This is a genomic window from Mesorhizobium sp. M7D.F.Ca.US.005.01.1.1, assembly GCF_003952545.1.
GTDB classification, from domain to species: Bacteria; Pseudomonadota; Alphaproteobacteria; order Rhizobiales; family Rhizobiaceae; genus Mesorhizobium; species Mesorhizobium loti.
Genome location: NZ_CP034453.1, coordinates 6,060,374 through 6,082,654, shown reverse-complemented (window position 1 = coordinate 6,082,654; position 22,281 = coordinate 6,060,374). Strand labels below are relative to the sequence as shown.

At 62.8% G+C, this 22,281-nt stretch carries 20 protein-coding genes; 15 read left to right on the top strand and 5 right to left on the bottom strand.

Annotation, left to right across the window (positions count from 1 at the left end; all coding sequences use genetic code 11):
- The first annotated feature begins 19 nt into the window (after window positions 1-19).
- From EJ076_RS29690 to EJ076_RS29660, 7 genes are all read left to right on the top strand, one after another.
- Entirely contained in the window at window positions 20-1,177 is a 1,158-nt protein-coding gene (locus EJ076_RS29690; protein WP_126070263.1) for a hypothetical protein, read from the top strand.
- A 9-nt stretch (window positions 1,178-1,186) separates the two neighbouring features.
- Window positions 1,187-1,594 (top strand): RidA family protein, encoded by a 408-nt coding sequence (locus tag EJ076_RS29685; RefSeq protein WP_056582478.1) that lies wholly within the window; start codon window positions 1,187-1,189, stop codon window positions 1,592-1,594.
- A gap of 26 nt (window positions 1,595-1,620) precedes the next feature.
- The gene (locus tag EJ076_RS29680; RefSeq protein WP_126070262.1) at window positions 1,621-2,241 is read left to right on the top strand and encodes a glutathione S-transferase family protein; all 621 of its coding nucleotides are present in this window, start codon (window positions 1,621-1,623) and stop codon (window positions 2,239-2,241) included.
- Complete coding sequence (fhmpcd1, locus tag EJ076_RS29675) at window positions 2,241-3,170, top strand: 5-formyl-3-hydroxy-2-methylpyridine 4-carboxylate 5-dehydrogenase (protein ID WP_126071168.1); 930 nt, start codon at window positions 2,241-2,243, stop codon at window positions 3,168-3,170. Before EJ076_RS29680 ends, fhmpcd1 begins: the two co-directional genes overlap by 1 nt.
- A 124-nt stretch (window positions 3,171-3,294) precedes the next feature.
- Entirely contained in the window at window positions 3,295-4,125 is an 831-nt protein-coding gene (locus EJ076_RS29670; RefSeq protein ID WP_126070261.1) for an ABC transporter ATP-binding protein, read from the top strand.
- Window positions 4,122-4,937, top strand: coding sequence for an ABC transporter permease (locus tag EJ076_RS29665; protein WP_109659543.1), 816 nt, complete (start codon window positions 4,122-4,124; stop codon window positions 4,935-4,937). Before EJ076_RS29670 ends, EJ076_RS29665 begins: the two co-directional genes overlap by 4 nt.
- 39 nt (window positions 4,938-4,976) lie before the next feature.
- The gene (locus EJ076_RS29660) at window positions 4,977-5,987 is read left to right on the top strand and encodes an ABC transporter substrate-binding protein (protein ID WP_109659545.1); all 1,011 of its coding nucleotides are present in this window, start codon (window positions 4,977-4,979) and stop codon (window positions 5,985-5,987) included.
- A gap of 37 nt (window positions 5,988-6,024) precedes the next feature.
- Here EJ076_RS29660 and EJ076_RS29655 read toward each other — a convergent pair whose 3' ends face one another.
- Window positions 6,025-6,450 carry a hypothetical protein gene (locus EJ076_RS29655; RefSeq protein ID WP_109659547.1) on the bottom strand — a complete coding sequence of 142 codons (426 nt, stop codon included), beginning with the start codon at window positions 6,448-6,450 and terminating at the stop codon, window positions 6,025-6,027.
- 154 nt (window positions 6,451-6,604) lie between these two features.
- Here EJ076_RS29655 and EJ076_RS29650 point away from each other — a divergent pair, with 154 nt between their 5' ends.
- The 8 genes from EJ076_RS29650 to EJ076_RS29615 all read left to right on the top strand — a co-directional run bounded on the left by EJ076_RS29650 (window position 6,605) and on the right by EJ076_RS29615 (window position 15,063).
- Window positions 6,605-7,579, top strand: a complete 975-nt coding sequence (locus EJ076_RS29650) for a BMP family protein (protein ID WP_245462910.1) — start codon at window positions 6,605-6,607, stop codon at window positions 7,577-7,579.
- A 76-nt stretch (window positions 7,580-7,655) separates the two neighbouring features.
- Complete coding sequence (locus tag EJ076_RS29645) at window positions 7,656-9,224, top strand: ABC transporter ATP-binding protein (protein WP_126070259.1); 1,569 nt, start codon at window positions 7,656-7,658, stop codon at window positions 9,222-9,224.
- Complete coding sequence (locus EJ076_RS29640; RefSeq protein ID WP_126070258.1) at window positions 9,221-10,318, top strand: ABC transporter permease; 1,098 nt, start codon at window positions 9,221-9,223, stop codon at window positions 10,316-10,318. The genes EJ076_RS29645 and EJ076_RS29640 overlap by 4 nt, the downstream gene beginning before the upstream one ends.
- A 3-nt stretch (window positions 10,319-10,321) precedes the next feature.
- Window positions 10,322-11,257 (top strand): ABC transporter permease, encoded by a 936-nt coding sequence (locus EJ076_RS29635; RefSeq protein WP_109659556.1) that lies wholly within the window; start codon window positions 10,322-10,324, stop codon window positions 11,255-11,257.
- A gap of 47 nt (window positions 11,258-11,304) precedes the next feature.
- A complete protein-coding gene (locus EJ076_RS29630; protein ID WP_126070257.1) occupies window positions 11,305-12,111 on the top strand; it encodes a 4-pyridoxolactonase in 807 nt (268 codons plus the stop codon).
- Window positions 12,112-12,136: 25 nt separating this feature from the next.
- The gene (locus tag EJ076_RS29625; RefSeq protein WP_126070256.1) at window positions 12,137-13,315 is read left to right on the top strand and encodes an alanine--glyoxylate aminotransferase family protein; all 1,179 of its coding nucleotides are present in this window, start codon (window positions 12,137-12,139) and stop codon (window positions 13,313-13,315) included.
- Window positions 13,316-13,354: 39 nt separating this feature from the next.
- Window positions 13,355-14,101: an SDR family NAD(P)-dependent oxidoreductase gene (locus EJ076_RS29620; RefSeq protein ID WP_126070255.1), complete on the top strand. Its 747-nt coding sequence runs from the start codon at window positions 13,355-13,357 to the stop codon at window positions 14,099-14,101.
- A gap of 125 nt (window positions 14,102-14,226) precedes the next feature.
- Entirely contained in the window at window positions 14,227-15,063 is an 837-nt protein-coding gene (locus EJ076_RS29615) for a sulfite exporter TauE/SafE family protein (protein ID WP_109659565.1), read from the top strand.
- 36 nt (window positions 15,064-15,099) lie between these two features.
- Here EJ076_RS29615 and EJ076_RS29610 read toward each other — a convergent pair whose 3' ends face one another.
- The 4 genes from EJ076_RS29610 to EJ076_RS29595 all read right to left on the bottom strand — a co-directional run bounded on the left by EJ076_RS29610 (window position 15,100) and on the right by EJ076_RS29595 (window position 22,255).
- On the bottom strand, window positions 15,100-16,449 hold the full coding sequence (locus EJ076_RS29610; protein ID WP_126070254.1) for an HlyD family type I secretion periplasmic adaptor subunit: 1,350 nt from the start codon (window positions 16,447-16,449) through the stop codon (window positions 15,100-15,102).
- On the bottom strand, window positions 16,446-18,224 hold the full coding sequence (locus tag EJ076_RS29605; protein ID WP_126070253.1) for a type I secretion system permease/ATPase: 1,779 nt from the start codon (window positions 18,222-18,224) through the stop codon (window positions 16,446-16,448). Before EJ076_RS29605 ends, EJ076_RS29610 begins: the two co-directional genes overlap by 4 nt.
- A gap of 117 nt (window positions 18,225-18,341) precedes the next feature.
- Window positions 18,342-21,308 (bottom strand): DUF5801 repeats-in-toxin domain-containing protein, encoded by a 2,967-nt coding sequence (locus EJ076_RS29600; RefSeq protein ID WP_126070252.1) that lies wholly within the window; start codon window positions 21,306-21,308, stop codon window positions 18,342-18,344.
- Between the two features lie 356 nt (window positions 21,309-21,664).
- The gene (locus tag EJ076_RS29595) at window positions 21,665-22,255 is read right to left on the bottom strand and encodes a response regulator transcription factor (protein WP_245463115.1); all 591 of its coding nucleotides are present in this window, start codon (window positions 22,253-22,255) and stop codon (window positions 21,665-21,667) included.
- Window positions 22,256-22,281 lie beyond the last annotated feature (26 nt).

The following is a 22,281-nucleotide window of genomic DNA, read 5'->3' as shown; positions in this document are numbered from 1 at the left end:
TTGACGGCGGGACATCGAAATGACGTTTCAGCAGCAAGGGCGTATGCATTTGGTTTCGGCGTTCAACACCAAGCAGATCGGCCACGTCGACTGCCCAGGCGGCGGCCAGGTCTGGGTCGACGGCAACATCCTTTATATCGGCCACATGCGGCCGCCGAGCGGCACGACGCTGGTCGACATTTCCGACCCGCGCAATCCGCGCAAGATAGCCACGATCGATGTTCCGCCAGGCTGGCACTCGCACAAGGTGCGCGCCAAGGACGGGCTGATGATCATTAACCACGAGCGCTTTGGTGATGCCGGCCCGGCCGATTTCGGCGGCGGACTGGCGCTCTACGACACCACCAAGCCGGCACAGCCCAAGCTCATCTCGAAGTGGATAACCGGCGGCAAGGGCGTCCACCGCTACGACTTCGACGGCCGTTACGTCTACATCTCGCCGACCGCCGACGGTTATGTCGGCAATATCGTGATGATCCTCGACCTGATCGATCCCACGAAGCCGGTCGAGGTTGGACGCTGGTGGATACCCGGCCAGTGGACCGGCGGCGGCGAAGAATACCCCTGGCATGACTATGTCACGCCGCGTTGCCACCATCCGCTGCGCATGGGCGACCGGCTCTTTGTCAGCTACTGGCATCACGGCCTGTTCATCCTCGACATTTCGGACATCACCAAGCCGAAGCTGATCTCGCACGTCAATTCGAGCCCAAGCTTTCCGCATCCCACCCACACCTGCCTGCCGATTCCACAGCCGCTCAAGGGCCGCAACATCATGGTGGTGGCGGACGAGGACGTCGCCAAACTCCGCCCTTCGCCGCCGGCCTTTACCTGGATCTACGACATCACCGACGAGACCAACCCGTTGCCGATCTCGACCTTCCAGGTGCCGGGCCTCGACCCGGACGGCGCGCCGCAACCGCCGATGACGGGCTGCCATCAGCCTTCCGAACGGTTCAAGGGCACGATCATTCCGTTTGCGTGGTTCGCGCAGGGGCTGCGGCTGGTCGACATCGCCGACCCGTTCGCGCCAAAGGAAGTCGGCCATTTCATGCCCGGCGCGCCGGAGGGGGCGGAGCGTTCCTCGTCCAACGACGTGACCATCGACGACCGCGGCATCGTCTATCTGATCGATCGCATTCGCGGCGTCGACATCATCGAAACCAGTGTTCTCTAGGAGCAGGCATTGAGCGACAGCACGCGAAAATCCGCCAGCCACTACGCAATCGGCAACAAGAACCCGAACCTGCCGTTTCATCCGGCGGTGCGTGCCGGCGATTTCATCTTCGTCTCGGGCCAGGTGCCGAAGGACGAGAACAACAACATGATCAGCGGCACGATCGAGGAAGAGACGCTGGCCACGCTGAAGACCATCGCGCGCGTCATCGCGCATGAAGGCGCGACGCTGTCGGATGTCGTGCGGATCACCACCTATCTCGAGGATACGCGCGATTTCGGCCGCTACAACAAAGCGTTCCTCGAAGGGATCGGCGACGCCGTCCTGGCGCGCACGACCGTCGAAGCAAAGGCGGTCATCAACACCAAGATCGAAATGGACGCCATCGTCTACAAGCCGCTGCCGGCGGGCAAGTAGGCCTTGGACACAATCGAGGAGACGACATGTACAAGCTGTTAGGCCGCCAGACATCAGGCAACGTCCAGAAGGTGCTCTTCATGCTCGAGGAGCTTGGCGCTGCATATACGCGCGAGGACTACGGCCGCCAGTTCGAGAACACGCAGACGGCGGAATACAAGGCGCTCAACCCGACCTCCAAGGTGCCGACGCTGGTCGACGGCAACACCGTGATCTGGGAGTCCAACACCATATTGCGCTATCTCGCGGCATCCGGCGGCGAACAGTTGATTGGCGCCACACCCGCGGAAAAGACCGAGGTCGAGCGCTGGATGGACTTCCTGCTGGCGGCGGTCAATCCGGGCTACCTGGCGGCCTTCAAAGGCGCCAAGCTGACACCCGAGGAGCAGACCGCCGAATACAAGGAACAAGTGAAGGATCTTGTCGCGCAGCTCAAGATCGTCGACGGCCACCTGGCCGGCAAGGACTTCCTGGCGCTCGGCAAGCTGACGCTTGCCGACATCGCCTGCGCGCCGATCCTGAAGCGCTGCGTCGACTTCAAGATCGACCGGCCGTCGATGCCCGATCTGGAGCGCTGGGTGGCCGCGATCGCCGCTCGGCCGGCCTTCAAGGCGGCAACCACTGCTGCTCCCGCAAAGGCGGCATGATGATCAAGCGCGCCGCTCTCATCGGACTGGGAACGATGGGTCCAGGCATCGCCGCGCGGCTTTCGCGCGGCGGGCTCGATGTCACGGCGTATGATGTTTCGCAAGCGTCGGTCGAGCGTGCCCGCGGCATGCTTGATCTCGCCGGCGGCGTGCTCGACCGTCTCGACATCAAGGCGCCGGGGACGGGCGCCGGCAGCGTGCGTTTCGTCGCGACGCTCGCCGAGGCCGTCGACGGCGCCGAACTGGTGATCGAGAATGTGCCCGAGAATATCGACATCAAGGCGCAGACCTATCGTGACATCGATCCGCTGATCGGCCCGTCCGTCATCGTCGCTTCCGACACGTCGGGCATCCCGATCACCAAGCTGCAGGCGCATATCTCGCACCCCGAGCGGATGGTCGGCATGCACTGGTCGAACCCGCCGCACATCATCCCGATGATCGAGGTGATCGGCGGCGAAAAGACCGCGCCAGAAACGGTGGCGACGATCCGCGACCTCATTCGCTCGATCGGCCTGCTGCCGGTGGTGGTGAAGAAGGACGTTCCGGGCTTCGTCGAGAACCGCGTGCTCTATGCGCTGTTGCGCGAAGCGGTCGACCTTGTCGAGCGCGGCGTCATCGAACCGGAAGATCTCGACACCTGCGTGTCCTGGGGCATCGGCTACAAGATCGCCGTCATCGGCCCGATGGCGCTGCTCGATATGGCGGGGCTGGATATCTACAAATCCGTCTCGTCCTTTTTGAATGCCGATCTCTCCAACCGCGACGATGTCGCGCCGATGGTGCTGGAGAAGACGGCTGCGTCGAAGTTCGGCATCAAGTCGGGCGAGGGCATGTTTGCCTACACGCCCGAGCAGACAAAGGCGCTGCAAGGCGAACGGGCGCGCAAGCTCGTCGCGGTGCGGCGCATCCTGGAAGGCCGGGAGTAGCCAATGTCACATGGTGCGCAGAGGGCAGGCCGGTTTGAGGAGTTCCACCGGTCGGCTGTTTGTGTGAAGGGCGCCTTCGCAATGGCGCGAGTGCGGCCGACGACAGCGCGCGAGGTGACAAGCCATGCGCATTGAAACCATTCGAGCTGCCGGCGACAGGCCGGCCCATATCCGCCATGACGACCTGATCTCCGCCAAGGGCGTTTCGGTGGTCATCGCCCGGCAGCTGATCCTCCAAAACATCGATCTTTCCGTGCCAAAGGGGTCGTTTGTCTCCCTTATCGGTCCTTCCGGTTGCGGCAAGAGCACCTTGCTCAAGGTGCTGGCCGGCCTGGTGCAGCCGACCCAGGGCAGCGTTTCGATCGCCGGGCTCGCGCCGGTCGAGGCGGCGCGCAAGCGCATGATCGGCCTCGTCTTTCAGGACGCCAATTTGCTCCCCTGGAAGAACGCCGTCGACAATGCCTCGATGCTGCTCGGCATCGCCGACAAGTCGCTGTCGCGCTCGGATCTGCGCGCGCGCGGCCAGGGGATGCTGGAACTGGTGGGGCTCGGCGATAGCGCCCACAAGCGCCCAAACGAGCTGTCGGGCGGCATGCGGCAGCGGGTCGCCATCGCACGGGCCCTGGCGCTCGACCCGGCGGTGCTGCTGATGGACGAACCGTTCGGCGCGCTCGACGCAATCACCCGCGATTCCATGGGCCAGTCGCTGCTGGAGATCTGGCAGCGTACCGGCAAGACGATCGTGCTCGTCACCCATTCCATCGACGAGGCCATCCATCTGTCGCGCCATGTTCACGTTCTGGGGATCAAGCCAGGGCGGATCACCGAGAGCCTCGACATTGCGCTGCCTTATCCGCGCGACCTGTCGGTCACCGAAGATCCGGAGTTCGTCAGGCTGGTGGTTCAGTTGCGGACGATGCTGCGCTCCAGCCATCAACCGGGAGGCGCGTCTTGAGCGACCAACCCATCACGGATCTTTCCGAGCCGCGGCTCGCCTCCAGCTGGAGCGCTGCGACCGGCAGCTGGCTTCCGGCGGTCATCCTGCTGCTGGTGACAATCGTGCTGTGGGAAGCCGCCGTGCGGATCTTTGCCATATCCGCTTTCATCATTCCGGCCCCATCCGAGATCGCGAAATCGCTGGCCGCGCAATGGGGCACGCTGATGCAGGCGACGCTGGTGACGGCGGGCGAGATCCTGTTCGGTTTCCTGGTCTCGGTTGTGGTCGGCATTGCCATTGCGCTGGTCATCGTGCGCTTCGATTGGCTGGGACGCGCGCTGTATCCACTGGTGGTGCTGTTCCAGAACGTGCCGAAAGTCGCGCTCGCGCCGATCTTCATCCTCTGGTTCGGCTATGGGCTGGCGCCCAAGATCGGCCTGATCCTGGTCATCGCCTTCTTTCCGGTGACGCTCTCCATGCTGGCGGGCATGCAATCGGTCGACCGCTCGCTGCTGGCGCTGATGAATTCGGTCGGGGCCAGTCCGACGCAGATTCTGTTCAGGATCCGCGTTCCGCACTCGCTGCCGAACCTGATGGCCGGAACCAAGATCGCCGCCACGTTGAGTGTGATCGGCGCCATCGTCGGCGAGTTTGCCGGCGCTTCCGACGGTCTCGGCTACGTCATCCAGTTCGCTTCGACCCAGCTCGATACAGCGCTGGTCTTCGCAGCGCTGCTGCTCGTCTCCGTGCTTGGCATCGCCTTCTACTACGCCGCCGAAATTCTCGAACGCATCGTGGTGCCGTGGGCGCCGAAATTCAGCCAGTCCTAGGCCCGCTCGATCAATCAAATTCATAAAAGGGAACAAAAAATGCTGAGACGCTCACTTATCAAGGCCGCTACCTTCGCGGCGTTTGTCGCAGCACTCGGTTTCTCCAACGCGGCTCTGGCGGCCGACAAGGTTAACGTCCAGCTCGACTGGGTGGTGCGCGGCAATCACGCCATGTTCTTTGTCGGCAAGGAAAAGGGCTTCTTCGCCAAGAACGACATCGATGTGGCCGAGATCCGCAAGGGATCCGGCTCGCCGGACGCAATGCGGCTGGTGGGCAATGAGAACGCGGATTTCGGGTTCGGCGATCTTCCCACGCTTGCCGTCGCACGGTCGCAGAATGTTCCGGTCGTGGCGCTGGTGGCCGTCAATCAGCAGTCGCCGCTGGGCATCATTTCGCTGGCCAAGACATTGAAGCTCACCAAGCCGTCCGATCTCAAGGGACTGACCATCGGCATTCATCCGGCCGGCTCCACCTACATCTTCTTCAAGGGCTTCCTGGCCGCCAACGGCCTGACCGAAAAGGACATGACGCTGAACAGCGTCTCGCCGCCCTATGAAAGCTATCTGCTTCTAGGCCGGGTTCAGACGGTCGTCGGCTATGTCGACGCCGAGGTTCCCGAACTTGAGGCCAAGGCCGGAGGCCCAGGCTCGCTCAGCATCATGATGGGGGCGGACTACGGCTGGAAGGCCTATGGCTCGGGCCTGTTCACCTCGCAGGCGATGATCAAGGACAAGCCTGATGTCGTGCGCCGCTTCGTCAAGGCCTACAGGGAGGCCTTCGACTATGTCGTCGCGCATCCGGAAGAGGCTGCCGAGATCACCGCCAAGGCAGCACCCGGCTATGCGGACAAGAAGGGTGTGCTGCTGGCGCAGATCAACGCCGACATCGCATCGACGTTCAGCAGCCCCGACACCAAGGAACACGGTCTCGGCTGGATGACGAAGACACAGTGGGAGGAGACCTTGAAGACGCTGACGGATCAGGGCGTGCTCAAGGCGGCTCTGTCGGCGGACGATGTCTTCACCGACACATTCCTGGCGAAGGAATAAGGGCGCGCAATGTTCGAACGGAAAGCTCGATGAGCGGCTACCGGCAGACCAGACTGTCCTGCGCCATGGCGCAGGACACCGCACGCTCGCCTTTCGCCGCATCGGTGCGGTCGAGCGTGACCTGCACGCGGGTGGCATATGCGCGGCCCGCCAGGCCGCACCAGAGCCGCTCGACAGGCAGGTTCTCGCGTTTGTCGTTGAGGATCGTGAACGTGCCGGTCTTCGCATCGAACCAGAGTTCGATGCGAGCGCTCTTGCCCGGTTCGACCGTTGCGATCCCGGCCGAATACCAGTGGGCGAAGTCGGCGTTGCAAGACAGGCCTTCGCTGCCCGCATTCGAAATCGTCAACGGAACCATGTCGAGCCCGTCAGTGCCGGTGCGGACGGTGACATGGTGCAACTCAACCGCGTTGGCGAAGGACGATAACGCCAACATCACCGGAAGGGCATAACGGATCTTCACTTTGCCTGAGCTCCATATGTAATTTTTCCCTAGGCAGTCTATCTCGCTTTTGCGCAATAACAATAAGAATATTGATTGGTAAAACAACAGAGAGGGTAACATGTTAAAGCTTCTTAAGAGCAGTGTAAGTGCAGTTATATTGACTGGTGTCTTGATGAGCGGTGCGCTTGCCGGCGAGGTCAAGTCGATCGCCATCCTGACGCCCGAAGAAGGCACGGACTATGGCTGGAACCAGCAAGGCATCGACGCCGCCAAGGCGGCGGGCAAGGCCGCCGGCGTCGAAGTGGTCGTGGCCCAGGGCCTCGGCTATGGCGACGTTCGTCCGACCTTGCGGGAACTTGCCTCCGACGGCGCCAGCCTGCTGATCGCCCATGCCAGCGGCTACAACACCTCGGCTCCTGAAATCGCCAAGGAACTGAAAGTTCCGGTGGCAATCGTCGACACGCCGAACGGCCTGGAGAAGGGCCTCGTCGCCGACTACACGCTGAGCGGCCACGAGGGCGCCTATCTCGCCGGTCGCCTCGCCGCCAAGGTGTCGCGCTCCAAGTCGGTCGGCATCGTCGTCTCGGGCGAACCGCCATCGTGGAATTCGCAGTCAGCGGCGTTCGCGCAAGGCGTGAAGGCGGAGAACCCGGACGTCAAGATCACCTATGCGGTGATCGGACCGGCTGCCTACAGCGATGCCGCCGGCGGCAAGCGCGTCACCGAAAGCGTGATCGCGTCGGGCGCCGACATCATCTTCGGCCAGGGCAACGGTTCGAGCTTCGGCATGCTGCAGGCGGTCGAGACGACCAAGGCAGCCGATGGCGGCAAAGTCTATTTCATCGACGTCATCGGTGACAAGTCGCCGATCGACAAGGGCTTCCTGCTGTCGTCGGTGGTGTGGAACATCGAGCCGGTCTATGCGGCGATGATTGCCGACCTGAAGGCCGACACGTTCGGCACCAAGCACTATACGATCGGCCTCAAGGACGACTCGGTCAAGCTGCTGAAAACCGCTGCGATCCCGGACAATGTCTGGACGGAGATCCAGGCGCTGCGCGAAGACGTCATTTCCGGCAAGATCAAGGTCGATCCGGTCTATGACGCGGCCGCCGTCAGGGCACTGATGACCAGCGTCGCCCAGTAAGGCGATCACGGTCAGCTGCCGGAGGGGTGATCCGTCACCCCTCCGGTCGATTCCCGATTTTTGGTGCTGGGCTTTCATGAGCGGTTCTTCTTCATCGTCCGTTGCCGGGCGCGACATCGTCGCGCTTGAAGGCGTGACCAAACGGTTCCCCGGCATCGTTGCCAATGACAGCGTTGACCTGTCGATCCGCCCGGGCGAAGTGCATGTGCTGCTGGGCGAGAACGGCGCGGGAAAATCGACATTGATCGGCATGCTGTCCGGCCTGCAGCAGCCGGACGAAGGACGCATACTGGTCGACGGCAAACCGACCCCGATCACCTCGCCGCGCCACGCGCTGGCACTCGGCATAGGCACCGTATTCCAGCACATGATGCTGGTGCCGACGCTGACGGTGGCGGAAAACCTCTTGCTTGGCGGGCCGTGGTGGCAGCGCCCCAGGACCGAGGAACTGGCGGCGCGGGTCGCCGAGATCACCAGCACGCTCGGCATCACCGTCAAGCTGCATGCCAAGGTATCGGAGCTGTCGCTCGGCGAGCAGCAGCAGGTCGAGATCCTGCGCGCGATGGTGCGCAACAGCAGGTTGCTCATCCTTGACGAGTCCACCTCCATGCTGACGCCGAAAGGCATCGACGAACTGGGCGCGCTGATGCGCCGCCTCGTCGAGCAGGGCCTGGCGATCGTCTTCATCACCCACAAGCTCAAGGAGGCGGCAGCCTTCGGCGACCGGATCTCGGTGCTGAAGCTCGGCCGCAAGGTCGGCGAGATCCCGCCCGAGCGGTTTCGCACGTTGGGCGAACAGGAGATCGTCTCGGAGATCGTGGAATTGATGTTCGGCAAGCAGAAGGATGACCCGGAAGCTGTCGAGCGTCCTGTCCGCACTGCCCGCGCCGGAACGGCCCCGCTGCTTCAGGTCGCGGATCTGGCGGTCGCGCCGACGGACAATGCTCCGGGCCTGTCGTCGATCTCCTTCGACATCCGCCCGGGCGAGATCCTGGGCATAGCCGGCATCGACGGCAACGGCCAGAAGCAACTGGCGGAAGCGCTGGCCGGCCAGCGTACGACCACCAGCGGCTCGGTGCGGTTGGACGGCGCCGCCATCGAGACGCTGAGCGTCGGCGAGCGCCGCCGGCGCGGTCTTCGCTACCTGACCGACGACCGGCTGGGCGAGGGCACCGTCGGAACCTTCCCGGTCTCGATCAACTTCTTTCTCAAGCAGGTCGGCGCGGCGCCGTTCTGGCGCAACGGCGTCGAGCAGCGCGCGGAGATCGACAAGCGCGCCGCCCAGCTCGTGCGCGAATACGATGTGCGCACGCCGAGCCTGAAGACGCCGGTCGCGCGGCTGTCCGGCGGCAACATCCAGAAGGTGCTTCTGGCGAGAGAACTGGCAGAAGGCGCCAAGGTGGTCATTTTCAACAAGCCGACCTATGGGCTCGATCTCGCCAACACATTGGCGTCGCGCCAGCGCATCCGCGACACGGCCGCGCGTGGCCTTGCCGTGCTGCTGATCTCCACCGACCTCGAGGAATTGCTTGGCATGTGCGACCGTATCGCCGTCATCGCGAACGGAGCTTTGGTCGGCACCGTCGAGAATGCCGACGACGCCCGCACCAAGGTCGGTCGCCTGATGATCGGACTTGCCGCATGAGCATCGACACCGCACCCACAGTCAGTGCTACCGCACTCGATGCCACGAGCGGGGCCGCGACGCGCCGCGACATCCTGCATCGGCTGCTAATGACGCTCGGCCCGATCCTCATCGCTCTCGTCATAGCCGGCTGTATCCTGCTTGCCGTCGGCGTCGACCCGCTCGCCTATTATGGCTTCGTGCTGGAGAAGGGACTGTTCTCGCCGCTTGGCATCCAGCAGACACTGACGCGCATGGCGCCGCTGCTGTTTCTTGCCGCCGGCCTGATCGTGGCCTTTCGCGCGGGCATGTGGAATCTCGGCGGCGACGGCCAGTTCCTGCTCGGCGCGGTGACGGCGGCTGCCAGCGCTCCCGTGTTCGTGCAGATCATGCCAGCCTGGCTGGCGCTGTTCTGCTCGTTCCTCATCGCCATGGTGGTGGCGATGATCTGGTCGCTGGTGCCGGCCCTGCTGCGTGCCTATCAGGGCGTCAACGAGATCATCACCACGCTGATGATGACGTTCCTCGGCACCTCGCTCGCCAATGTGCTGGTCAAGCTGGCGTTTCGCGATCCAAACACGACCGTGCCGCAGACGCGCACGCTGCCCGTGGAAGACCGGTTGCCGCGCCTGTTCGAAACGACCATCACCAGTGGCTTGCTGCTTGGGCTGGCGGCGATCGTCATCGTGCATCTGGTGATGACGCGCACGGCGTTCGGGCTGAAGCTGAGGATCGTCGGCGCCAATCCACGCGCGGCGGTTCACTCTGGGCTCGGCGTCCCCGGCCTGACCGTTGCCGTCTTCGCCATTTCGGCCGGGCTGGCCGGGCTTGCTGGCGCCGTCGACATCATCGGCGTCCAGGGCAATGTCCGCGCCGACTGGAATCCCGCCTATGGGCTTGCCGTGATTCCCGCTGTATTTCTCGCCCGCATGAACGGTTTTGCGGCCATCGGCTTCGTGTTCCTGCTCTCGGTGCTTTCGATCGGCGGCGAGAGCGCGGCCCGGCGGCTCGGCGTGCCCAATCATTTCACGCTGGTGCTGGTTTCGATCGTGCTGATCGTGCTCGCGCTCGCCGAATATGTCGATCACCGATACAACCAGTCGCGGAGGGCCTAGGGCATGACCGGGCTGTTCAGCGAAGTCTTTCTCAGCGCGCTGCTGTTCGGCGCCGTCACCGCGGCGATCCCGCTGCTGCTTGCCGGGCTCGGCGAGCAGATCTCCGAAAAGGCGGGTGTGCTCAATATCGGCATCGAAGGCATGATGCTGGCCGGCGCCTATCTCGGCTTTGTCGGTGCTTTCTATTCCGGGTCGCTGTGGCTGGGCTTTCTCACCGGTGCCGCCGGCGGCGTTTCAGTGGCAGTTGTGATGGCGCTGCTTTGCGTGCGCATCGGGCTGAACCAGATCGTCATCGGCATAGCGCTGACCTTGGGACTGGAAGGCCTGACGGCACTGCTCCACCATTTCCAGTTCTCGCGCAGCTACCCCCGCCTGCCGGCGGCGGATGCGACCGTCATTCCGCTGCTTTCGGACATTCCGGTCATCGGGCCTGCATTCTTCAAACATCATCTGATCGTCTATCTGGCGGTCGCACTGGTTTTCGGCATGGGTTACATCTACCGGCGCACGCAACTGGGCCTCAACCTGCAGGCGGCAGGCGACAAGCCGGCGGCGCTCGATGTCGCCGGCATCGATGTCGTGCAAACCCGCACAATAGCCGTGTTGACGACCGGAGCGCTGGCCGGGCTCGGCGGCGCCTATCTCGCCAATGTCGGGGCCGGCCTGTTCATTCCGTTCATCACCAATGGCGCGGGCTTTCTCGGCATCGTGCTGGCCATGCTGGCGCGCGGTCGCCCGGTCTGGGTGCTGTTCGGCGCGTTGCTGTTCGGCGTCTGCCTGTCGCTGACGACAGCAATGCAGGTGGCCGGCATCAACATACCGACCGACATCATCCAGATGCTGCCGTTCCTGGCGGTGATGATCATGCTGGTGCTGTTCGGCCGGCGCGCCAGCCTGCCGGCGGCGCTCGGCATTCCATACGAGCGCGGCGCGCGCTGAACACAATTCATGCGCGGACGGGACCCGCGCCAATAAAGGAGGCAAGAATGTCGGATACCAAGGTCTACCTGCTCGACGGCGGCTCGCTCGTTCTCGACGGATACCACGTGTTCTGGAACCGAGGCCCTGGCGGCGAAGTGCGCTTCCCCGTCTATTCGATCCTGATCGAACATGCCGAGGGCCGGTTCCTCATCGACACCGGCTACGACTACGATCACGTGATGAAGGTGCTGCCATTCGAAAAGCCGATCCAGGAAAAGCACCAGACCATCCCCGGCGCCCTGGCGCTGCTCGGCCTCGAGCCGAAGGACATCGACGTTGTCGTCAATTCGCATTTCCATTTCGACCATTGCGGCGGCAACAAGTATTTTCCGCATGCCAAGAAGATCTGTCACCGAACCGAGGTGCCGCAGGCCTGCAATCCGCAGCCTTTCGAGCATCTCGGCTATTCCGATCTGAGCTTTTCGGCGGAGGCTGCCGAAGCGCGTGGCGCGACCGGGCAATTGCTCGCGGGAACGACACGGGCGAATTCGACCTTCGAGGGCATCGAGGGCGACGTCGATCTCGCCAAGGGCGTAAAGCTGATCTCGACGCCCGGTCATTCGATCGGCCATTACAGCCTGCTGGTCGAGTTTCCCAAGCGCAAGCCGATCATGTTCACGATCGACGCGGCCTATACGCAGAAGAGCCTTGAAACGCTGTGCCAGGCTGCCTTCCACATCGATCCTGTGGCAGGCGTCAATTCGATGCGCAAGGTCAAGACGCTCGCCGAGGACCATGGCGCCGAGCTGATGTACTCGCACGACATGGACAACTTCAAGACCTACAGGACCGGCACGCAATTCTACGGCTGATCGCCGCCAATCGGGAGACAAGACGATGCGCTATCTCGAACACGCCGATCCGGTCATCACCCTGACCGCGGGGCCGGTGAATGCCTATGCCGAAGTGCTGCGCGGCCTCGGCCGCACGGTGCTCTACGACTACGACCCGGCGTTCCAGTTCTTCTACGAGGGTGTGGTCGACAAGGCGCAAAAGGCGATGCGGCTGTCGAACAAGCCGGTCATCCTGCATGGCGAGCCGGTGCTCGGCCTGGAGGCCGCCGCAGCCTCGCTGATCGCGCCTGACGATGTCGTGCTCAACCTTGCCTCTGGAGTCTACGGCAAGGGCTTTGGCTACTGGGCGAAACGCTATTCGCCACATCTGCTCGAGATCGAGGTGCCCTACAACGAGGCGATCGACCCGCAGGCGGTCGAGGCAATGCTGAAAGCGCATCCGGAAATCACCGTCGTTTCCGTCTGCCACCACGACACGCCGTCCGGCACCATCAATCCGATCGACGCCATCGGGGCGCTGGTGTCGGCGCGTGGCGGCTATCTCATCGTCGATGCCGTCTCGTCCTTTGGCGGCATGAAGACGCATCCGGAGGATTGCAAGGCCGATATCTATGTCACCGGCCCGAACAAATGCCTGGGCGCGCCTCCCGGCCTCACGATGATGGGCGTCAGCGAGCGGGGCTGGGCCAAGATGAAGGCAAATCCCCTGGCGCCGCGCGCGTCGATGCTGAGCATCGTCGACTGGGAGCATGCGTGGTCGCGGGACAAGCCGTTTCCGTTCACGCCGTCGGTCTCTGAGATCAACGGGCTCGATGTCGCGCTCGACCTCTATCTCAATGAGGGGCCGGAGGCGGTGTGGGCGCGCCACGCGCTCACCGCCAAGGCCATGCGCGCGGGCGTTGCCGCGATGGGCCTGTCGATCTGGGCCGCCAGCGACAAGATCGCGTCGCCGACCACGACCGCCGTCCGCACGCCCGACGGTGTCGACGAGAAGGCGCTTCGCCAGGCCGCGCGCGCCCGCTACGGCGTGGTGTTTTCGTCGGGCCGCGGCGAAACCTTGGGGAAACTGACGCGCATCGGCCATATGGGTCCGACCGCCCAGCCGATCTATGCGATCGCGGCGCTGACGGCACTTGGCGGCGCCATGAACGCGGCCGGCCAGAAACTGGCGATCGGCAAGGGTATCGACGCGGCGCTGGCCGTGATCGACGCCGACGCCTGAACAGACATCACCAGATCACGGATTGAGGGAGCATTTTTCATGACTGAACGGCTTGCGGGAAAGACGGCCCTGGTTACGGGCGCCGCGCAGGGTATCGGCAAGGCGATCGCCGCACGGCTTGCCGCCGACGGGGCAACCGTCATCGTCAGCGACATCAATGCCGAAGGTGCCAGGGCGGCCGCCGCGGCGATAGGCGGAAAGGCGAGGGCGATCGCCGCCGACATTTCCGATCCGGCATCGGTGAAGGCACTCTTTGCCGAAATCCAGACCCTGACCGGAGGCATCGATATTCTGGTCAACAATGCCAGCATCGTGCCGTTCGTCGCCTGGGACGATGTCGATCTCGACCATTGGCGCAAGATCATCGACGTTAACCTGACAGGCACCTTCATTGTCAGCCGCGCCGGCACGGACCAGATGCGTGCGGCAGGCAAGGCCGGGCGGGTGATCAGCATCGCATCCAACACCTTCTTTGCCGGCACGCCGAACATGGCGGCCTATGTCGCGGCCAAGGGCGGCGTCATCGGCTTCACCAGGGCGCTCGCCACTGAACTCGGAAAGTACAACATCACCGCCAACGCGGTGACGCCTGGCCTGATCGAGAGCGACGGCGTCAAGGCGAGCCCGCATAACGAGGCGTTCGGCTTCGTCGAGATGCTTCAGGCGATGAAAGGCAAGGGGCAGCCGGAACATATCGCCGATGTGGTTTCGTTCCTGGCCTCCGACGATGCGCGCTGGATCACCGGCCAGACGCTCAATGTCGACGCCGGGATGGTGCGCCACTAACCAAAAGCGCATCCCAAAAACGCTACAACACTTCTGGGCGACCTGCATTTTGGGTCGCAACAGCGGGTGAGCGCGGCCGCGTCCGCAAGGCCGTGCCGCAAATGGCCAATCAAAGGGAAATCATAGTGGACTTCGGATTCGACACGTCGATGTTCGACGGGCTGACGATTGCAATGCTGGTCGCCGGTCTGGCCATAACCGGCGTGGCGTCCGGCGTGCTGGCCGGCTTGCTGGGCGTCGGCGGCGGTATCGTCATCGTCCCGGTTTTGTTCTGGGTGCTCAGCCTGTTTCACTTTTCGCCTGCTGTGACCAGCCATCTGGCGGTCGCGACATCGCTTGCGGTTATCATTCCCACCTCGATCTCATCGATGCGGTCGCACAACAAGCGCGGCAATGTCGATCGGCCTCTGCTCAATCTGTGGGGACCGGCGATTTTCGTCAGTGCCCTGATCGGCGGCATCATGTCGAAATTCATCCCGGGTGCCGGCTTGCGGCTGGTCTTCGGCGTCGTCGGCCTGCTGGTGGCCGTCAACATGGCGTTGCCGAAGCACCTCGTGATCTCCGATCACCTGCCGCAAAGCGGCTGGATCAACCGTGCTATCGCCTCGGTCATCGGCTTTGTCTCTTCGCTCATGGGAATCGGCGGCGGCACGCTCTCGGTGCCGACGCTTTCCAGCTTTTCCTTTCCGGTCCACCGGGCCGTCGGCACATCGTCGGCGCTTGGCCTGCTTATCGCGCTTCCAGCTGTGGCCGGCTTCATCTGGTCGGGTCTTGAGATTGCCGGCAGGCCTCCGCTCAGCCTGGGTTACGTCAGCCTGCCGGCCGTTGCCATCATAGCGCCCGTGAGCTTCCTGTTCGCACCCTTGGGTGCAAGGCTCGCCCACGCGCTCAACCCGCGTTACCTGAAACTTGCCTTTGCGTTTTTCCTGGCAATCACGGCCGGGCGAATGTTGCTTTCCTGATTTTCGGTGGCCTGAATCCCGTTAGGCGGCCTACGGCTATTTTTCCCGCATGGCTCGGCGGAAGTTCTGCGTGATCGGCTCGGCGAGGTAAGAGAGCACGGTGCGAGCACCCGTCCGGATCATCGCCTCGCTCGACATGCCGGGCAGCAGCTTGCGGCCCTCCAGCTTGGCGAGTTCGCTCTTGTCGATCAGAACGGTCGCGCTGAAATACGGTGCCCCGCTGCGTTCGTCCACCATGCGGTCAGCCGATACGATCTCCACAACGCCGTCGAGCGGCGGCAGGTTGTAGCGGGCGAAGGCCGGGAAGCTGACGTGCGCCGGCTGTCCGGGGGCGATCGTCTCGACATCTTCTGGCTTGACCATAGCCTCGACCACGAGTTGTTGTCCGAGCGGCACGATTGTCATCAATGTCTCACCGGGTTTCACGACACCGCCCGCCGTGTGGACCTTCAGGTCCATGACGATACCGTCAACCGGTGCGACAACATCGGTACGGGTAAGCACGTCCTTGGCGGAACGCTCCTCCTGTCCGAGGTCAAACAACTCCGCCTCGACCTTGCTCAACTCGTCGACGGCTTCGTTCAGCCGCACTGTGCTCAGGTTCAAGATTTGCATGTCAATCTCGGCCATGGCGCTTCTGGCACGAGCGATTGCCGCGAGGTTGGTAGCGCGCTCCCCCTCGATCTCCTGCTGTTGTCGTCTGAGCAACAGGTTCCGCTCGCGGGTGGTCAGCCCCTTATCGAGCAGAGTCTGAAGGTCCTTGTTTTCACCCTCGATCGCCTCGATCTGCTTGTCCTTGGTGACGATAAGCTGCTCTAACCCCGTTATCTCTTCCTCGGTCTGGTGACGGCGCTGGCTGAGAATTTCCTGCTCGTCCGTCAAGTTGTGGTGCTTCGCCGCGAACACGTCACGCTGCGAGGCAACCGCGTCCTTTGCGGCGGTGGCGGGGTTTGCGAGCAACGCCGGATCAAACTCGATCTCGGCCTTGCCGTCGCGCTCAGCCCTGAGACGCGCGGCAAGCGCCTCACGCGTTGCTATCCGGTTCTGGATCAGGTCGAGCTGTGCCTTTGCCTGCGTGTTGTCGAGTCGGATGAGCACTTCTCCCGCCTTGACGATATCACCGTCGGCGGCGTTCAATTCCGCGATGATGCCGCCCTCGAGGTGCTGGATGAGTTTGCGGTCGCCGGCGACCTTGATAACACCCGGCGCCACTGCGGCGCTGTCCAACGGTGCCAGCGCCGCCCAACCCCCGGCCACGCCGAAGAACAGGAACATGATCGCGAACCCGGCGCACGTCACGCCCATGAGACGCAGGGGTACCGGTTCCAGCAGGGAGGGCGGCGGGACGGGTAACGGCACGACGTTCAATTCCGCGGGGCGGCTCATGCTTCCTTGACCTCTTCGATTTCTTTGACTTCCTTGACCAGTTCCAGGGTTGGCAGTTGGGCCACCTTTGGCATCTGGGTCACCTTGCGGGCGCGGTTGGCAAGTTCGTTGAACACGGCATCGCGCGGCCCGAATAGGTCTTGTGCGCCGTGGTTAAGCACCAACACCTTGTCAACTTTTTCCAAAATGCTTGGTCGGTGCGAGATCAAGATCAGGGTCGTACCTGCCGCCTTGAGCCCCCCAATGACTGTAGCCAGTGCTTGCTCTCCGTCGTGGTCGAGATTAGAATTGGGCTCGTCAAGGACCAGGAATGCCGGGTCGCCGTAGAGGGCTCGCGCCAACCCGATGCGCTGACGTTGCCCGCCGGACAGTGCCGCACCACCGTCACCGATCTCGGTGGCGTAGCCCTTGGGTAACCCCTTGATCAGTTCGTGGACTCCGGCCAACTGCGCGGCCTTTATCACGTTGTTGAAAACCGAGGGGTTGAGCGACGCAAAACGGGCGATGTTCTCGGAGACGGTGCCGGCGAAGAGTTCGATATCCTGTGGCAAATAACCGACGTGTCGACCCCTGTCCTCGGCTGCCCATTCGACAACGCTCATGCCGTCAAGTAACGCGCGACCACCGGTCGGACGCCAAGTACCGACCAGCACTCGCGCCAGACTCGTCTTGCCCGCCGCGCTCGGTCCGACCAGCGCCATCGCTTCACCGGGCTTGAGTTGGAAGCTGATTCCACGCAGGATCGGTTCGCCGCCCTGCCTGGCGAGCATAATGTTCTCGGCCTCAAACCTACCCTTGGGGCGCGGCAACGGCAGGGCCGGTGTGGCCTCCGGTCGCTGACCGGCCATTGCAGCGAGACGCTTGTAAGCAGCCCGTGCCCCGATCGTCGCCTTCCACGTGCCGATCGCCTGTTCAACCGGGGCCAATGCGCGACCCATCAGGATTGAGGCGGCGATCATGATACCAGGTGAAGCCTCATTTTTCAGCACCAGATAAGCGCCCAGGCCGAGTACGGCCATCTGCAGGGCCAGCCGGAAAGAGCGCGCGAGGGCCGAGATGACGCTGGACCGGTTGCTGGCACGAGATTGTTCTTTGTTTGCCTCGTCCTGCTGGGCCTTCCAGCTCTCGAGCAGGGGATTCAACATGCCCATGGCCTGGACGACCTCGGCGTTGCGGATCGTTTGCTCCGCCTGCATGTATGCCCGCATCTGGGCGATTGCAGCTTCCGCCAGTGGTTTGCGGGTCAGGTACTCGGTGAGCAATGCCAGCGCGAACAGCACGACCCCGCCGCAGGTTGCCAGCCAGCCCAACCAAGGGTGCATGAGGAAGATAGCGCCCAGGAAAATCGGTGCCCAAGGCGCGTCGAGGATCGGGTAGATACTCGGGCTGGTAAAAAAATTGCGTACCTGGTCGAGGTCGCGCAGCGCGCGGCCGTTGATCTGGCCGGGGGCCGAGGCGGCGTATTCCACCGATGCGGTCAGGAGAACCGGGGCTAACCGAGCGTTCAACCACGTCCCGACTTTAGCCAGGAGACGCGCGCGCACCACCTCCAACGACGCCATTGTCACGAGCGCCGCCGCCGCCATCAGCGACAGCATTACCAGCGTCTCCAGGCTGTGACTGCCCAAAACGCGGTGGTAGACCTGGAGCATGTAGAACGCGCCGGTCAGCATCAGAATGTTGATGCCGGCGCTGAACCAGATAAGCGGTTTGATGGCTCGCCTGGCCTCTTTGATCACCGCCTGCAGGGCAGAGGGTCGTGGGGATTTCATCATGATGTATCTGCCTGTGTGCGGGTTCGCGCCGTTGTCTGAGCCGGTTTGCGAAGGGCGCGAGATTCATCTCCACATGGAAACGGGAGGCGGCGTGAGCCGCCTCCAGTTGGTCCGATGTTAGGCAACGACATCAACCAGCAGGTGCTGGATGCCCGTCGTGTCGCCGTCGCCGTCCTGAATGTTGACCGCGAAGTCCAGGTGCGCGCCGATCTGCCCGGATGTGGTCTGGATGAAGCCGATATCCGTGATCTTGAGAACGTCGTTATCCGTGGCTCCCCACGATTGCAGCGGGCCGGTCACCGGGCTGTTACCCTCCACCGCGACGGTGTTCGGGTTGTCGGTCGCCTTGGTCAGGTTGATGCCAGATCCCGTCAGTCCGTTGCTGGACTGCATGATCTGCATGCCCTGGATTGAGAAGTTCTCACCGAGAGCGGCGTTGTTGTAGTCACCCTTCTCGATGATCACGAGACCGTCGTTGTTGTCGAGTGAGAACTCCGTGCTGTATGGAGATGGCACTGTGTTCCCCTTGAAGAAGTCCGCGTTGTCCACGACGATCGACCGTGTCGTGTGGATGTCGTCGGCGGTAGATGCCGTGCCCTTGTCGTCGATCAGGTCGAGAACCACGATGAGGCTTTCGGCGTTCCCGATGCCGTCGAACTTGATGGCGATTGCGTCCACCTTGTCCGTTGGCACGATCTTCTCAGTACCACCGCCGGGCGCGCCGGGGTTGACGTCCCCAAGAATGTTCTCGTTGAAGAACCGGAGGGTGAGCAGTTCGCCCTTCTGGATCGTGTCACCGGCCACGCCGTTGGTCGACTGCGTGGCGGAGACCCAATCCTCGAAAGCGCTGGTAACGAACTGACCGCTGTTGAACGTGGTGTCCCCGGCAATCGGGTTGCCGTCGCCCGTCCCGTTGAACCCGAAGGGGCTGCCGTTGGGGTTCGAGTTCGCCGTGAACTGCACGTAGAACCCGTCGTGGTCAGCGGCTGTGTTGGGGTTGGCGTCCAACTGCGTCACCACGAGTTCGGGGTGACCGGTGTTGCCGGGGGGTGCCTTCGCCGTCAACTCAGAGGAGTGGAAGACGTTGAAGCTGAACCCGTCAACCACGTCGTTCAAGGCAATGGAGTACGTGCCCGCCGCCTTGTCGAAGGTCAACGTGCCACCAGCCGTCGCGTCCTGCACACCCGCCGTGATCGGGTCCTTGTCGTAATGGAACGAGAAGGCGAAAACTGCGCTCGAGGCGTCCTCCGAGGTGAGAGACGTGACGATGTTGGTGATGTTCGGGTTTGCGGCGTTGTCGACCGTCCCGATCAGCGTCAGCCGCTGGACACCGTTGGCGGAGTTGCCGTCAGAGTCCCCGAAGTCCGAACCACCCGCCGTATAGAACGCCGGCAGGTGATCGTCGGCGCCGATGTCGAACGAGAAGACGCCGGTAGCCGGGGTGTTCACGATGTTGTGCAAGGTTTCGTGCTGGATACCCACTATGGCCGGGTCACCGTCAAAGCCTTGGACACCGTCTGTGGATGGGTCTTGGTCAACGATCGTCGGGCCGTCATCTTTGATCAACAGATGATCGCCTATGTTCAGTACCGCCGACCTCGCGTCACCGTCGCCGTCAGTAACGGTCCCCGTCAACGTGACCAGGTTAGCCGCGCCCAACGGGCGAGAATCGTCAGGGTTAGTCGCATCGGTGTGAGTGAGCGACCGAGCTTGGGTGAAATTCACCAGACCTGCGGCGGTCACGCTGACCGAGAAGACCAGCAAACCACCGATTGCCGTGCGGCCTTCGACGACAGCACCGACCTTCTGGAGGTCGATACCTTCACCGGTCTCGGAGTCAGTAAGGCCGGCGATAAGACCCGCTGTCACGCCGAGGCTGAAGATGACGCCAGCCGAACCGTCCGCACCGCCCAGCGAGACAAAATTGGGCGCATAGTCACCCTGTGCGAGGGTGCCGAGGGTGGTTTCGTCAACCGTGACGTTCGGTGGCGTGCCGGTCGTGTGGATCGACGGGATGTCGTCGTGGAAGACAAGGTTCTGGCCGATATTGAGGTTGGCAGCAGCCTTGTCCCCGTCGTTGTCGGTGATGGTCGCAGTCAGGACGATGAGATTGTCCAGTGCCAGTGTCACGGTCTCGTCGGATCCGGTGAGCAACGTGTTGTCCGGGTGCTTGACTGCTTCCACTTGGTCGAGGGTTACGACACCTGTTGCGGTGGTCGTGACCGTGAACACCAGTATGCCGCCACTCGAGCCAACGCGGCCCTCGATGACGCCGCCGTTGTTGAACAGGAGGACTGCCCCACCGGATGCGGTGTCGATAAGGCCGGAGTCCGTGCCGTTTCCCCCTGTGATACTCAGGGTGTGAATGGTCGAAGCCTCGCCGTCGGTGCCGCCGTTCTTGGTGAACTGCGTCGAGAAGTCGTCGGAGGCGTTGGTGCCCAGGGTCGTCTCGTCCACGACCAGGTTCACGTTGTCAGTCGCCTGGCTGATTGTCGGACCGTCGTCGTCAACATTGATGGCGCCACCGATGGACTCATCCGTGTGTGACAATGCGCGGACTTTCAGGATGTCGCTGAAGTCCAATCGGTCATCCGGGTTGAGGTCATTCGGGTGGGCGATTGGCGCGAAAGTGACCATCTGCACTGTGCCCAACGTATTGTCACTGTTGGGTATGATGTAGAAAGCGGCGACGGGGTCACCGCTGGTATCAGTCGCCAACACAGATTTGCCGTCCGCCGACGTGGTGAGGAAGATGTCCTCGCCGCCCACGGTGTTCAATCCAGAATCCGCGTGTGACAGAGGGGCGAATATCAGGCTGTCGACGACTTCGTCGGCTCCCGCCGTCACGTGGATGAGATCGGCCTGACTTGCCGCCTCAGCGGAGTCAGCAAACGCCAGCTGCCCTGCGGTCAAACCGAGACCGTTCAGATAGGTGACAAAGGCGGGGTCGAGGTTAGCGCTGACCAGCAAGCCGCCGGCGACGCTTACGGCGACATCATCGCCATCCGGGTCGCCGGTAGCGGTGTTTTGTATACCAGCGGTCTGGTCGTTAACCAACTCGCCTACGATATTGATGGTAGCCATGATGTTCATCCTTTCCGGGATGGTTGACTAAGCACACGGTTCGGACTCACACTCACGCGGAGTCGACTGTTGTTTTTTGGAAAGCCCCTCTCCCCTTAGTTCCGCCCGGACCCCAACCCGTGGGCGTCATCGCGTACCGACTTCGGTCGCTCAAACTTCATTGTGTCGCCGACGCAGAGGGCGCGTCCATTCCCGGTTCGATAGTGTTAGGGTGAATGGCCGTACCTGATCGAACGATATATATCCTTCGACAGATCAGGCTGGCGCGGGCGGTGGCGCGGGCCTTACGGCCGATGGCGTCAGGCGGCTTTCCGGCCTGTTGCCGTCATCATGTCGATGTCAGCTGAAGGCGATGGTCAGATCAGGTCGGTGCGGCGCGTTGCTGGAAGGTCCGCGCCTTTGCCATGCGCCACCCAGGCCAGTTCCGCCCGGCTGCCGAGGTGCAGCTTCTCGTAGACGTGATGCAGGTGCATCTTCACCGTGCCTTCGGATACGTGCAGCCGTTGCGCGATGGTCTTGTTGCGCAACCCGCGCGAGACGAGATCGGCGATCTCGGTCTCCCGCCCGGTCAACCTGGACGTCGGCTGCGGCTGCGATCGGGGCATCAGCAGTTGCTGGACGATGTTGTTGTCGATCCACTTCTTGCCTGTCGCCACCGCATTCACGCATTCGATGAGATAGCGGTGGCTGATGCCGTCCAGAAGCAGGCCGTCGACGTCGAGCGTCTGTATTTCCTTGATATCGAGCCTGCCGGCTGGCTGCACGATGAAGATGATGCCGAGAGCGCTGTTGCAGGCCTTCAGCCGGGAGGAAAGAGCTGATGTCTGGGGGTCCGCGATATCCAGGCCGACGATGACGATATCAGGCCGTTGGCGCTCCACATGAGGGAGAACGTCGACAGGGCGGCGGCACTGGGCGACAACATCGTGTCCAGCCCTCTGCAACACCCACTCCAGACCGGCGAGATACACCC

What these genes read in the sequence shown, in the direction of transcription:
- EJ076_RS29645 (WP_126070259.1), top strand. Translation starts at nt 7,656, where the DNA reads ATGAGCGGTTCTTCTTCATCGTCCGTTGCCGGGCGCGACATCGTCGCG.
- EJ076_RS29610 (WP_126070254.1), bottom strand. Translation starts at nt 16,449, where the DNA reads ATGAGCCGCCCCGCGGAATTGAACGTCGTGCCGTTACCCGTCCCGCCG.
- EJ076_RS29660 (WP_109659545.1), top strand. Translation starts at nt 4,977, where the DNA reads ATGCTGAGACGCTCACTTATCAAGGCCGCTACCTTCGCGGCGTTTGTC.
- EJ076_RS29605 (WP_126070253.1), bottom strand. Translation starts at nt 18,224, where the DNA reads ATGATGAAATCCCCACGACCCTCTGCCCTGCAGGCGGTGATCAAAGAG.
- EJ076_RS29650 (WP_245462910.1), top strand. Translation starts at nt 6,605, where the DNA reads ATGAGCGGTGCGCTTGCCGGCGAGGTCAAGTCGATCGCCATCCTGACG.
- EJ076_RS29690 (WP_126070263.1), top strand. Translation starts at nt 20, where the DNA reads ATGACGTTTCAGCAGCAAGGGCGTATGCATTTGGTTTCGGCGTTCAAC.
- EJ076_RS29680 (WP_126070262.1), top strand. Translation starts at nt 1,621, where the DNA reads ATGTACAAGCTGTTAGGCCGCCAGACATCAGGCAACGTCCAGAAGGTG.
- EJ076_RS29630 (WP_126070257.1), top strand. Translation starts at nt 11,305, where the DNA reads ATGTCGGATACCAAGGTCTACCTGCTCGACGGCGGCTCGCTCGTTCTC.
- EJ076_RS29670 (WP_126070261.1), top strand. Translation starts at nt 3,295, where the DNA reads ATGCGCATTGAAACCATTCGAGCTGCCGGCGACAGGCCGGCCCATATC.
- EJ076_RS29640 (WP_126070258.1), top strand. Translation starts at nt 9,221, where the DNA reads ATGAGCATCGACACCGCACCCACAGTCAGTGCTACCGCACTCGATGCC.
- EJ076_RS29600 (WP_126070252.1), bottom strand. Translation starts at nt 21,308, where the DNA reads ATGGCTACCATCAATATCGTAGGCGAGTTGGTTAACGACCAGACCGCT.
- EJ076_RS29620 (WP_126070255.1), top strand. Translation starts at nt 13,355, where the DNA reads ATGACTGAACGGCTTGCGGGAAAGACGGCCCTGGTTACGGGCGCCGCG.
- EJ076_RS29625 (WP_126070256.1), top strand. Translation starts at nt 12,137, where the DNA reads ATGCGCTATCTCGAACACGCCGATCCGGTCATCACCCTGACCGCGGGG.
- EJ076_RS29635 (WP_109659556.1), top strand. Translation starts at nt 10,322, where the DNA reads ATGACCGGGCTGTTCAGCGAAGTCTTTCTCAGCGCGCTGCTGTTCGGC.
- fhmpcd1 (WP_126071168.1), top strand. Translation starts at nt 2,241, where the DNA reads ATGATCAAGCGCGCCGCTCTCATCGGACTGGGAACGATGGGTCCAGGC.